The sequence below is a fragment of the Streptomyces sp. NPDC031426 genome, assembly GCF_055581585.1.
On the sequence record NZ_JBVIJE010000037.1, the window covers coordinates 1 to 11935 of the forward strand.

The following is an 11935-nucleotide window of genomic DNA, read 5'->3' on the forward strand; positions in this document are numbered from 1 at the left end:
TACTGCAGGGGGGACCCTGTGGGAGAGTAGGACACCGCCGAACAATTCTTGGGAAAGGCCCACGCCGGATGGCGTGGGCCTTTCTGCGTTTAGGGTTGGCCCATGCGCTATGACCTGATCATCTTCGACAACGACGGCGTGCTCGTCGACAGCGAGCCCATCTCCAACCGGCATCTGGCCGGCTACCTGACCGAGTTGGGGCACCCGACGTCGTACGAGGACTCCATCCGGGACTACATGGGCTCGGCGATGCACCGGATCCATGAGCTCGTGCTGGAGCGGACCGGTCAGCGGCTGCCGGACGACTTCGACGACGTCTTCCACGCGCGCGTGTTCGCCGCGTTCGAGCGGGAGCTGCAGCCCGTGGCCGGTGTGGCCGGCGTACTGGAGAAGCTGGCCGCGGACGGGGTGCCGTACTGCGTGGCCTCCTCGGGGAGTCATGCGCGGATCCGGGTCGGGCACCGCACGACCGGGCTCGACCGGTGGTTCACGGAGGACCGGATCTTCAGTTCCGAGGACGTGGGGCGTGGGAAGCCGGCGCCCGATCTCTTCCTGTACGCGGCGGAGCGTATGGGGGTGACGCCGGAGCGGTGCCTGGTCGTGGAGGATTCGCCGCTGGGCGTCCAGGCGGCCGTGGCGGCCGGCATGACCGTCTACGGGTTCACCGCGATGACACCGGCGGCCAAGCTGGCGGCAGCCCACCAACTCTTCTCCTCGATGGGTGAGTTGGCCGACCTGCTGGTTTGACGAAAGCCATCGCCCGGTGCCTGACAATTGTCATGCGGACGTCCGGACGATCGTTTCTACTGCCGCACCCCGCGTGGCGGCGAAGCTGAGGGCATGACGAAGAACACGGGGATCCAGAGTCGGACCGAGCAGCGGCAGAAGCAGGAACCGAGCGTGCTGGCCAACTTCAGGCCGCTGCTCCTGGACGTGGCGGTGCCGCTCGGCTCGTACTACCTCTTCAAGGACGCGTTCGGGATGAGCACCTTCGCCGCCCTCGCCTGGAGCAGTGTGGTGCCGGCGCTGAGGACCGCGTGGAGCCTGGTCAAGGAGCGGAGGACCAATGCTCTGGCCGGCCTCATCCTGGTCGTCAACGTCGTCTCGCTGCTGCTGAGCTTCGTGTCCGGTGACCCGCGGCTGATGCTCGCCAAGGACAGCGGGGTCAGCAGTGTCGTCGCCTTCGGCATCCTCGTCTCCGTCCGGCTGGGCAAGCCGATGATGACCGCGGGTATGAAGCCGTTCCTGGTGAAGGGCGACGCGGCGAAGGAGGCCGCCTGGGAGCGGCTCGTCTCCGGCGCGTCGGACCGGTCCGCGGCCTTCCGGAGCAAGGAGAAGGCGTTCTCGGTCGTCTGGGGGCTGGTGCTGCTCGCCGAGTGTGTCGCCCGGGTTGTGGGTGCGTACACCATTCCCGTGGACACGATGGTGTGGCTCGGCAGTGTCTTCCTCGTCGGCGCGATGGTGATCGGATTCGTGGTCGGCGGTGGGCTGGCCGTGGAGCCGATGGAGAAGATGCTCAACGCCGAGGTCGAGGCCGAGGTGACCAAGGCCGGGACGCCCGAGGTCCCTGCAACCGCCTGAGCCCGCGTTCGGTAAAGCTGAAGGAAATTCATCTTTGGCCGGATCTACCCACAGGTAGCCCGGGGCCCTACGCTCGCCGCCATGACTGATGTGCTGCGGCGCGGCAGGGCCTCGCTGGCGTTCAGCTTCTTCGCCCAAGGCGCCACCTTCGCCCTCCTGGTGACGCGCATCCCGGCCATCCAGGACCGGTACGGCGTCTCCGACGCGCTGCTGCCGGCCTTCCTGGCTGCCGTACCGATCCTCGCCGGTGTCGGCAGTGTGACCACCGAGCAGCTGGTGAGGCGAATACGGCCCAGCCGGCTGCTGCGCTGGTCCCAGCCGGTCGTCCTGCTGGCGCTGCTCGGCGCCGGGGCGGGCGGGCACATCGCGGAGCTGGCGGTGGCGCTGGGCGCGTTCGGGCTGGCTGTGGGGGCGCTGGACGCGTCCATGAACATGCTCGGGGTGAGCCTGCAGCGGTCGTACGGGCGCAGCATCATGCTCAGTTTCCACGCCGCGTACAGCCTGGGCGGGATCCTGGGGGCCTCGCTGGCCTGGGGCGGGGCGCACTGGCATCTCGCGCTGTGGGTGTCGTATCTGCCGGTGGTGGCCGTGCTGCTGCCGGCGACGCTCGTGGGGAGCCGGTGGTACGTCGACGGGGATCCGGCGCCGGTGGGGGAGGACCAGGACCAGGGTCGGGGCACCGGTGTCGTCTTCAAGCTGCTGCTGCCGCTGTGCCTGGTGATGACCTTCGCCTACATCGGGGACTCGACCGTCTCCAACTGGAGCGCGAAGTATCTGAAGGACGTGCTGGGCAGCTCGGAGCAACTGGCGACGGTGCCGTACAACGTGTACATGGTGACGACATTGCTGGGGCGGGCCATCGGGGACCTCGGGGTGCGGCGGTTCGGGGCGGTGGCGGTCGTACGGCTCGGGACGCTGGTGGCGGCCGGCGGGTTCGCGGTGGTGGCCTCGGCGCCCGGGGCGTGGGTGGGGATGCTCGGGTTCACACTGTTGGGTCTGGGGTTGTGCGTGCTGGTGCCGCAGACGTTCGCGGCGGCGGGGCGCCTGTTTCCTGGGGCTTCGGACGCGGCCATCGCGCGGCTGAACATTTTCAATTACGTGGGCTTTCTGATCGGTTCGCCGTTGGTCGGTGCTCTCGGCGATGCCTGGAGCTATCGGGGCGCCATGCTCGTGCCGATGGTGTTGGTGCTGGTGACGTTGGTGTACGCCAGGTCGTTCGCCGCTCAACAGGACCGATACGGTGGCGGGCATGAGCGGCCGCGCACAGCTGATGTGGGACGAGGCAGTAACGGGCTATGACTTCGGCCCGGACCATCCGATGGATCCGGTCCGGCTGACACTGACCCGGAAACTGGTGGAGGCCTTCGGGCTCGACCGGGAGATGGAGGTCGTCGCTGCCAAGCCGGCCGGGGAGTCGACGCTGCGGCTGGTCCACCGGGAGGACTACATCGACGCGGTGAAGGCCGCGTCGGCCGCCCCGGCGTCGGCGATCGGGTCGTACGGGCTGGGGACCCTCGATGATCCGGCCTTCGCCGGGATGCACGAGGTGTCCGCGCTGATCGCCGGGCAGTCGGTGGGGGCGGCAGAGGCGGTGTGGCGGGGGGATGCCGAGCACGCCGTGAATTTCGCGGGCGGGCTGCACCATGCGATGCCGGGGGGAGCGTCCGGGTTCTGCGTGTACAACGACGCCTCGCTGGCCATCGCCCGGTTGCTGGAGCTGGGGGCCGAGCGGGTCGCCTATGTGGATGTCGACGTGCATCACGGGGACGGGGTGCAGGCGGCGTTCTGGGAGGATCCGCGGGTCCTGACGATCTCGCTGCACGAGCATCCCCGCACGTTGTTCCCGCAGACCGGGTGGCCGGAGGAGACGGGTGCCGGGGCCGGTGAGGGGGCGGCCGTCAACGTCGCGCTGCCGGCGGGGACCGGGGACGCGGGGTGGGTGCGGGCGTTCCATGCGGTGGTGCCGGAGTTGCTGGCGGAGTTCCGGCCGCAGGTGCTGGTGTCGCAGCACGGGGCGGACACGCACTTCGAGGATCCGCTCGCGCACCTTGCCGTGTCGCTGGACGCGCAGCGGGCGGTGCAGGTGGCGTGCCATGAGCTGGCGCACGAGTACGCCGGGGGGAAGTGGGTCGCGCTGGGGGGCGGCGGGTACGCGGTGGTCGATGTCGTGCCGCGGTCGTGGACGCATCTGGTGGGGATCGCGGCGGGGCGGCCGGTGGCACCGGAGGCGATGATTCCGGAGGCGTGGCGGCAGGAGGTGTTCGCTCGGACCCGGCAGTTCGGGCCGCAGCGGATGACCGATGGGCGGTGGCCGGTGAACTGGGCGTCGTGGGAGTCGGGTTACGACCCCGCGGACCGGCTTGATCAGGCGGTACGGGCCACTCGTCGGGCGGTGTTCCCGCTGCGGGGGCTGCTCCCCTGAACGGACCGGGGGCTCCGCCCGGGGTGGCTGCTCTCGCCTCCGTTACGCCAACCGTGCGCACTTCCCGCGTTTGCGCCCCCTCTCCCGCAGCCATGCGTCACCATCGCACCCATGTCGACCGGCGGAGCTCTGCGTGCGCATCTGCTGGCTGTTCGGCTTGCCGGGGAGGTGGGGACCTCTCGGGAGGACAGTCTGCGGAGTTATCGGCTGTTCGCGGCCCGGGATCCCCGGGTGCTGATCGGGCTCGATCCCGAAGGGACTTGGGAGCAGCCGGAGTTGCTTGAGCTGATGGCGCAGAAGTGTGGGGTATCGGGCGATCCCCGGCACACTTCGGGGCCGGATGTGATCGATCCGGAGCGGACGCTGGCCGCGCTGGATGCCTTCGCGGGGCGGATCCGGCAGGTGGCCCGGCGTGGCGCGCCCGTGTTGTTCGGGACCGGGCATCCGCAGCGGTTGCTCGGGTTCTACGCCGACTTGGCGGACGCGCTCTCGGCGGCGGGGTGTGACGTGCTCACTCCCGCGCAGGGTCGCCGTGTCGACATATTGACCCGGTTCGGTCTACGTACGTATCACCTCGGCTACGCACGGCGGGTTGGGTTGGTGCGGGAAACCGACGACGAGCGCCCGGGTTGTGAGCCGGGCGTGCACAGTCATTCGCCGCTGCCGGTTCGGGTCGTGCTGGAGGCCGTGGCGGAGGGCGGTGGGCCGTTGCCCGAACTGGTCGTCGGCGATCACGGCTGGGTGTGCGGCGCTGGTCAGCTGGGGTTCGAGACCATCGGGCTCGCCGACACCGATGATCCGGCGCTGTTCGTGGGGGAGGCAGAGGGGCGCGTGTCCGTCGTCGTTCCGCTTGATGACGCCGTGCGGTCTGAGTACTACCGGCCGCTCACCCGCTACGTACTCAAACGAGCGTGTCTGTCACAGTAGGCCTGCGATGGGTGCACCTCTTCCCCACTTGCATCACCCGCCCCTACATTGGGGAGTGAGCACGCAACGACGAAGAGTCACCGGAAGGGGAAGCCGGTGGCCGTCGAGTGCGGAAGGTTCAGGTGTGTCATGGCTGCAGCTGACGAGAGGCCTCTGAACGAGGTCGTGTTCCTTACCGTGGCGGAGGTCGCCTCGGTGATGCGAGTGTCGAAGATGACCGTGTACCGCCTGGTGCACAGCGGTCATCTGCCCGCGATCCGGGTCGGGCGGTCGTTCCGTGTCCCGGAGCAAGCGGTACACGAGTACCTCCGTGACAGCTATGTGGGGGTGGAGACTGCCTGACGGCAACCCCAGGGTGACCCCCGGGTGACCCGGGGTACCCCCCTCGATTACGACCTCGGCGCTCGGTTGGGTAGGCTAGCCCCTCGTAGGTCGTGTGGGCCCATGGCGCCCAAACAACCGAGTGATGAGAAGTGAGCGAGGGTAGTCGTGGGCTCTGTTATCAAGAAGCGGCGCAAGCGGATGGCCAAGAAGAAGCACCGCAAGCTGCTCAAGCGCACGCGCGTTCAGCGCCGCAACAAGAAGTAAGCGGCGTCGCGAGAGCGTGTCACGCTGTGGCCTCCCATCAGCACTGGTGGGGGGCCACAGGCATATCCGGGGCCGGCTGCCGGGGGTGGCAGGCATGTCCGGGGGAACCCGGCATGTTCCGATGAGTGAATTTGCGTCACTTCGTGCATCGGGTGGTCATCACAGCGCAACATCGACCCGCTAGGTTGGCCGTACGCATCACGTACGAGGGAAGGCGCTGATCTTGGGGAAGGTCGTGCTCGTCACCGGAGTGGCCCGGCAACTGGGCGGCCGGTTCGTACGGCGGATCCAGCGGGATCCGGAGGTCGACCGGGTGATCGCCGTGGACGCGGTGCCGCCGGCGCACCATCTGGGCGGTGCGGACTTCATCCAGGCCGACATCCGGCAGCCGACCATCGCCCGGGTGCTCGCCGAGACGGGCGCCGATACGGTCGTCCACATGGACGTGACCGGCACGGCGCTGGGCAGCGGCAACCGGGCCACGGTCAAGGAGACCAACGTCATCGGCACCATGCAGTTGCTCGGCGCCTGCCAGAAGTCGCCGACCGTGAAGCGGCTGGTGGTCAAGTCCAGTACGAACGTGTACGGCTCGGCGCCGCGCGATCCGGCCGTGTTCACCGAGACGACCCCGCCGAAGTCGCTGCCGAGCGGCGGCTTCGCGAAGGACACCGTCGAGGTCGAGGGGTATGTGCGGGGGTTCGCCCGGCGGCGGCCGGACGTCGCCGTGTGCGTGCTGCGGTTCGCCAACATCCTCGGCCCCGCCGCGGACACCCCGCTCGCCTCCTACTTCGCGCTGCCCGTCCTGCCGACCGTGTTCGGCTACGACCCGCGGCTGCAGTTCGTGCACGAGGACGACGTCGTCGAGGTGCTCAGGATCGCCTCGCACGAACCGCGCCGGGGCACCCTCAACAGCGGCACCTTCAACATCGCCGGGGACGGTGTGCTGCTGCTCTCGCAGTGCTCCCGGCGGCTCGGGCGCCCGACGGTGCCGCTGCTGCTGCCGGCGGTCACCTGGGCGGGGTCGCTGGTGCGTACGCTCGGTATGACGGACTTCTCGCCGGAGCAGATCCGGCTGCTCACGCACGGGCGGGTGGTGGACACGGTCCAGATGCGCGACACGCTGGGCTTCACGCCCAGGTACACGACGGCGGAGACGTTCGCGGACTTCGCGCGCGGCCAGGGCCCCGGGCTGGTGCCGCCTCAGGCCCTCGCGGGGGCCGTCGACCGGATCGCCGCGCTGGCCGCGAAGGGCGGCGGCCGGCCCACGACGCACAGCGCCGACTAGCGCCAACCGAGGAGCGCAGCAACGATGGCGGACGCCAAGGTCATTCCGTTCGACGACGACCGGTCCCGCGGGGGCGCGGTGCAACGCCCGGCGCGGCGCCGGAGCACGGGCAGCCGGCGCGGTGCCCTAGGCGAGGCCGGGGCCCGGGAGATGGGTGAGGTCCAGCCTCTGCCGGGCCGGGGCCGGGCACGGGAAGATGGGCCTGTGAGCCGCGAGGAGAAGCCCCAGAAGCCGGAGGAGCCGCTGGAGCGGTCGGGTGCCGCTGGGCGGGACGACGGCGGCCTGGAGCGGCGGGTGGCGGCCGGGCTGGCCTTTCTACGGCGCCGGCTGACCGGGGACTACGACGTCGACGACTTCGGTTACGACGCGGAGCTGACCGACCAGGTCCTGATGTCACTGCTGAGGCCGGTGTACGAGAAGTACTTCCGGGTCGAGGTGAAGGGCATCGAGAACATCCCGGCCGAGGGCGGGGCGCTGATCGTCGCCAACCACTCCGGGACCCTGCCGCTGGATGGGCTGATGATGCAGGTCGCGGTGCACGACCATCATCCGGCCGACCGTCATCTACGGCTGCTGGCGGCCGACTTGGTCTTCGTGCTGCCGGTGGTCAACGAGTTGGCCCGCAAGCTGGGGCACACCCTGGCCTGCGCGGAGGACGCCGAGCGGCTGCTGGCTCAGGGGGAGCTGGTCGGGGTGATGCCGGAGGGCTTCAAGGGCATCGGGAAACCTTTCAGCGAGCGGTACAAGCTGCAGCGGTTCGGGCGGGGTGGCTTTGTGTCGACCGCGCTGCGGCAGGGGGTGCCGATCATTCCGTGCTCGATCGTGGGCGCGGAGGAGATCTATCCGATGATCGGCAACGCGAAGACGCTGGCGCGGGTGCTGGGCTTTCCGTACTTCCCGTTGACGCCGACGTTTCCGTGGCTGGGGCCGCTCGGTGCGATTCCGTTGCCGACCAAGTGGACGATCCAGTTCGGGCAGCCGATTGCGACGGACGGGTATCCGGCGGAGGCGGCCGAGGATCCGATGCTGATGTTCAACCTGACCGATCAGGTGCGGGAGCAGATTCAGCACACGCTGTACAAGCTGTTGGTGCAGCGGCGCTCGGTGTTCTTCTAAACGGTCGGCCGTTCGGCGCGTCCAGCAGGCGAACGCCGGGGGCGCCCCACCTGGGTGGGGCACCCCCGGCGTCGTTGCCGTAACGGCGTCAGTGTGTGTCCTCGCTGTCGATGCCCAGGCCCGGGAGGAGGCCGGGGAGGAGCGGGGGGAGGGTGATGTCGGGGGCGGTGGACGGGGGTTTGCCGGTGGACGGGGCGCTGGTGCCGGTGCCCGTCTTCGGTGGCTCCAGCAGGCCGCCCGTGTCGCCGCCGAGCAGGCCCTCGCCGCTGCTGCCGGTGGCCGAGCCGCTCGGGTCGCCCGGGCGTGCGTGCCGGCCGGTGGACGGGGTGGTGCCGGCGGAGCTGGGCGCCGTCGACCGGGCGCCGCCGGAGGAGCCGGTGGATGCCGAGCCGGAGCCCTGGTGCTTGCCGCCGCCGCCCTGGGCGGGTGGCTGCGGGAGCAGGGACTGCAGCGGGGCGACCTCCTGGTCTATGGCGTCGAAGACCGACGAGACCTGCTGTTTGACGTCCCCGAGCTGCACGGGCAGCTTGTCGCTGAGCGCGGTCCACACCTCGCGGTGGGAGCGGGAGAACGTGGACAGGGCCTGGATGGGGCCGAGGGAGTGGGGGTCGGCCTCATAGGCCTCGTGGAGCAGGCGGTGGCCCTCGGTGACGTCCTGCTGCATGCCGGAGAGCGTGCGGCGGATCTCGCCGATGGACTCGTGGTCGAGGTGGCCGCCGCGTCCGCGCTCCAGCAGCCGGCGGGCCTCGTTGAGCCGGGTGGAGGCCTGGTCGAGGTAGGTCTGGCCGCGCTGGTCGTCGCCGTTGGTCAGGTAATTGAGCTTGAAGTCCTCGATGCCGCGTTTGAGGCCGTAGAGGGAATCACCTGGCAGGGCGTTCGAGCTGGCGGCGGCGACTCCGCCGAAGGCTCCCGCGGCCACGCCCACGCTCAGCCCGCCCGCCGCCAGCCCCTTGGTCAGCCGGGAACGCGGGCGGAGTTTGCCCAGCGGACTCGCCCGGTGGGCGGCTCGGGACCGGGAAGAACGCTGATCCGGTACCGACGCGTCCGCCGCCCCCGTGCCCTCCTTGAGCATGGCCTCCATCGCGGCCACCAGCTGGGCGCGCTGCACGACCTTGACCTCCGGGTCGAGCTGCGGCTTGGGCAGCGCGCCGAGGCCCGCGGCCAGGGCCAGTAGCTCGCCCCGCTCGGTCTGCTCCTCGGCGGTCGGCGGAGAACCTGCCGGGCCTACGGACTGCTGGGCCGCCGTGTCCCGGTCGGACTGCTCCTCCAGGGCCTGGGCGAAGGCGTTCGCCCGCCGGTGCGCCGATACGTTCGCGATCACTGGCGGCACCTCCTCTCGTCATGACGGTCGACTCCCCAGGGGGTCCTGAGGGTTGCACGTCCGCGACCACTTCACACGATCGAGCGATCAGGGTCTGCCAGGACGTGACCACAGGGAGCCTGTATCCCGCACAACGACTGGCGCGGCACTTGGGTTACGGACGGCGGATGCCCGAATCGTGGCGGCAACGGGCCTTCACGGAGCGTGAGTTGAATGTTGCCGAGAGTTGCCTGGTTCAGCGGGCGTCGTCCGGCAGCAGTCGGGCCAGTGTGCGTACGGCGCGGTACTGGAGGGTCTTGATGGCGCCCTCGTTCTTGCCCATGACGCGGGCGGTCTCGGCGACCGAGAGCCCCTGGAGAAAGCGGAGCGTCACGCACTCCTGCTGCTGCGGGTTGAGCCGGCGCACCGCGTCGAGCAGCGCGGCGTTCGACAGGGACTCCAGGACGGAGTCCTCCGGGGAGCGCTCGACCTCGTTGGCGTCCAGCATCTCGCCGGTGGTGACCTCCAGGCGGAAGCGGCTGGACTTGAAGTGGTCGGCGACCAGGTTACGGGCGATCGTGACCAGCCAGGCTCCGAAGTCGCGGCCCTGCCAGGTGAAGGTGCCGATCCTGCGCAGGGCCCGCAGAAAGGTCTCGCTCGTCAGGTCCTCGGCGGTGGCCCGGCCGCCGACGCGGTAGTAGATGTACCGGTACACCGTATCGCTGTACTGGTCGTACAGCCGGCCGAAGGCCTCGGCCTCGCCCGCCTGGGCGCGCTCGACCAGGTCCATCATCCGGGCGCTGTCGCTGTCGGCGGCCGGGCGGCGGGCGGTGGCGGCGCCGGCGGAGCGCCCGCGTCTGCCCACGGCGGCGCTGCCTTCGGCCAGTGCGTAGCAGGGGCCTACGGGCGCGGTGGCGGCGAAGGCGGGGACGGCGTACGCGGTCGGGGCGAGGCCGCGCAGCGTCTCTTTGACCGCTGCGACGGTCGCGCGCAGCGTAGCCAGGCCCGAGGCGTCAACCCCGACGTGTGGGTACACGGGACTCCCAGAGGCAGAGCTTCCATCACGTGCAGTGCGGGACCGTTCACCCGTCGTAGCGACGGAGGGGTACCGGTTTGCGTCTGAGGAGAATAACGCTTCGTGCAGGCACTGCTACACCGAGTTGCTCAAATCATCGATTGCGTCGCTTCTGTTACTGATTGACGCCAGCTCAAGTGCCGTATCGTGATCGCTTGTTGACCGAAATCTGGCCGGTTTCGGCGAGGTACAGCGCGTGTTGAAGTGGCCGCGGCATAATCCGGGTCCGGTGCCGAGGCTGGGTGAGTTCGGGGCGCTGCCCGATGGGAGGTGCCGCTGAGCCGCTATCGGCGCCGTCGGCTCAGGGCGATGGCCGCCGCGGTGCCCCCGGCTACCGCGCCGACCCCCGCCGCCGCCGGAATGCCGACCTTCGCCGCCTTCCGGCCGGTGCGGTAGTCGCGCAGGCGCCAGTCCTTCTCGCGGGCGTGTTTGCGCAGCTTGGCGTCGGGGTTGATGGCGTAGGGGTGACCGACCAGGGACAGCATCGGGATGTCGTTGTGGCTGTCGCTGTAGGCCGCGCAGCGGGAGAGGTCGAGGCTCTCCGCCGCGGCCAGGGCGCGGACCGCCTCCGCCTTCGCGGGCCCGTGCAGCGGCTCGCCGACCAGCTTGCCCGTGTAGACGCCGTCCACCGACTCGGCCACCGTGCCGAGCGCGCCGGTCAGGCCCAGGCGGCGGGCGATCACCTGGGCGATCTCCACCGGGGCCGCCGTGACCAGCCACACCTTCTGGCCCGCGTCCAGGTGAGCCTGGGCCAGGGCTCGGGTGCCGGGCCAGATGCGGTCGGCCATGTACTCGTCGTAGATCTCCTCGCCGATCGCCTCCAGCTCGGCGACCCGGTGGCCCTTGACGATCGACAGCGCCGAGTCGCGCGCGTCCTGCATGTGCTCGGGGTCCTCGACGCCGGCCAGCCGGAACCACGCCTGCTGCCAGGCGAACTTGGCGAGGTCGCGCGTCTCGAAGAACTTCCGCTTGTACAGGCCCCGGCCGAAGTGGAACAGCGCGGCGCCCTGCATGACGGTGTTGTCGAGGTCGAAGAAGGCAGCCGCCTTCTCGTCCCCGATCACGGGGAACTCCGGTTCCCTGGCGGTGACCTGCGGCGTTCCCTGCGCTTCCTGCGAGGACTTGCGGGCAGCCTCCGCCGAGGCTTCGCCGGCCAACACGCTGCGCGCGGTGGCGGAGCGCCTACGGGGAGTGAGCCATCCGAGAGCGGCCATGTCGTGAGCATAGCCAGTTTGTTCGGTGGTTCCGTCAGTCGCGAGGTTGGATGCGCGTGAACTCTCCGCGACCGGGCCGTTAAAGAGCTGATCCGAAGCGTGCACGGCGCGCGCGACAATGGCCGGTATGAGTCCGCTTTTCCGCCGCAAGGCCGCCCCCGCCGACCCCCGTGACCGGCTGGTCACGCTCATCCGCAAGCCCGGCTGCCATCTCTGCGACGACGCGCAGGTCGTGATCGAGAAGGTCTGCGCAGAACTCGGCGTGTCCTGGGAGCAGAAGGACATCACCGAGGACCGGGCCCTCCATGACCAGTACTGGGAGCAGATCCCGGTCGTACTGGTCGATGGTGAACAGCACACCTTCTGGCGCGTGAACGAGGAGCGGCTGCGCCGGGCACTGACCGACTAGTCCAAACCGGTCGGAAAG

General features: G+C 69.8%; 13 protein-coding genes. 10 read left to right on the forward strand and 3 right to left on the reverse strand.

From position 1 onward, the window contains the following. Positions 1 to 102: 102 nt before the first annotated feature. From ACZ5NH_RS40490 to ACZ5NH_RS40530, 9 genes are all read left to right on the forward strand, one after another. A complete protein-coding gene (locus tag ACZ5NH_RS40490) occupies positions 103 to 747 on the forward strand; it encodes an HAD family hydrolase (RefSeq protein WP_468782783.1) in 645 nt (214 codons plus the stop codon). Between the two features lie 93 nt (positions 748 to 840). Beyond that, positions 841 to 1581: a VC0807 family protein gene (locus ACZ5NH_RS40495; RefSeq protein ID WP_468782785.1), complete on the forward strand. Its 741-nt coding sequence runs from the start codon at positions 841 to 843 to the stop codon at positions 1579 to 1581. An 81-nt stretch (positions 1582 to 1662) separates the two neighbouring features. After that, on the forward strand, positions 1663 to 2880 hold the full coding sequence (locus ACZ5NH_RS40500) for an MFS transporter (protein ID WP_388636759.1): 1218 nt from the start codon (positions 1663 to 1665) through the stop codon (positions 2878 to 2880). Next, complete coding sequence (locus tag ACZ5NH_RS40505) at positions 2831 to 4003, forward strand: acetoin utilization protein AcuC (RefSeq protein WP_468782787.1); 1173 nt, start codon at positions 2831 to 2833, stop codon at positions 4001 to 4003. Before ACZ5NH_RS40500 ends, ACZ5NH_RS40505 begins: the two co-directional genes overlap by 50 nt. A 111-nt stretch (positions 4004 to 4114) precedes the next feature. Beyond that, positions 4115 to 4930: a phosphatase gene (locus ACZ5NH_RS40510; RefSeq protein WP_468782797.1), complete on the forward strand. Its 816-nt coding sequence runs from the start codon at positions 4115 to 4117 to the stop codon at positions 4928 to 4930. Positions 4931 to 5059: 129 nt separating this feature from the next. Then, the gene (locus tag ACZ5NH_RS40515) at positions 5060 to 5272 is read left to right on the forward strand and encodes a helix-turn-helix domain-containing protein (RefSeq protein WP_159045602.1); all 213 of its coding nucleotides are present in this window, start codon (positions 5060 to 5062) and stop codon (positions 5270 to 5272) included. Between the two features lie 147 nt (positions 5273 to 5419). Continuing rightward, entirely contained in the window at positions 5420 to 5518 is a 99-nt protein-coding gene (locus tag ACZ5NH_RS40520; RefSeq protein ID WP_003948845.1) for a 30S ribosomal protein bS22, read from the forward strand. A 223-nt stretch (positions 5519 to 5741) separates the two neighbouring features. Next, positions 5742 to 6803 carry an NAD-dependent epimerase/dehydratase family protein gene (locus tag ACZ5NH_RS40525; protein ID WP_450982907.1) on the forward strand — a complete coding sequence of 354 codons (1062 nt, stop codon included), beginning with the start codon at positions 5742 to 5744 and terminating at the stop codon, positions 6801 to 6803. A 24-nt stretch (positions 6804 to 6827) separates the two neighbouring features. After that, positions 6828 to 7919, forward strand: a complete 1092-nt coding sequence (locus ACZ5NH_RS40530; RefSeq protein WP_468782799.1) for a lysophospholipid acyltransferase family protein — start codon at positions 6828 to 6830, stop codon at positions 7917 to 7919. Positions 7920 to 8007: 88 nt separating this feature from the next. Here ACZ5NH_RS40530 and ACZ5NH_RS40535 read toward each other — a convergent pair whose 3' ends face one another. From ACZ5NH_RS40535 to ACZ5NH_RS40545, 3 genes are all read right to left on the reverse strand, one after another. Next, positions 8008 to 9240 (reverse strand): DUF5667 domain-containing protein, encoded by a 1233-nt coding sequence (locus ACZ5NH_RS40535; RefSeq protein WP_468782801.1) that lies wholly within the window; start codon positions 9238 to 9240, stop codon positions 8008 to 8010. Between the two features lie 235 nt (positions 9241 to 9475). Beyond that, the gene (locus ACZ5NH_RS40540; RefSeq protein ID WP_468782803.1) at positions 9476 to 10255 is read right to left on the reverse strand and encodes an ECF subfamily RNA polymerase sigma factor, BldN family; all 780 of its coding nucleotides are present in this window, start codon (positions 10253 to 10255) and stop codon (positions 9476 to 9478) included. Between the two features lie 323 nt (positions 10256 to 10578). Further along, positions 10579 to 11508, reverse strand: a complete 930-nt coding sequence (locus tag ACZ5NH_RS40545; RefSeq protein WP_468782805.1) for an HAD family hydrolase — start codon at positions 11506 to 11508, stop codon at positions 10579 to 10581. Positions 11509 to 11635: 127 nt separating this feature from the next. Between ACZ5NH_RS40545 and ACZ5NH_RS40550 the strand changes: the two genes are divergently transcribed. Beyond that, positions 11636 to 11917 (forward strand): glutaredoxin family protein, encoded by a 282-nt coding sequence (locus ACZ5NH_RS40550; RefSeq protein ID WP_451552319.1) that lies wholly within the window; start codon positions 11636 to 11638, stop codon positions 11915 to 11917. Positions 11918 to 11935 lie beyond the last annotated feature (18 nt).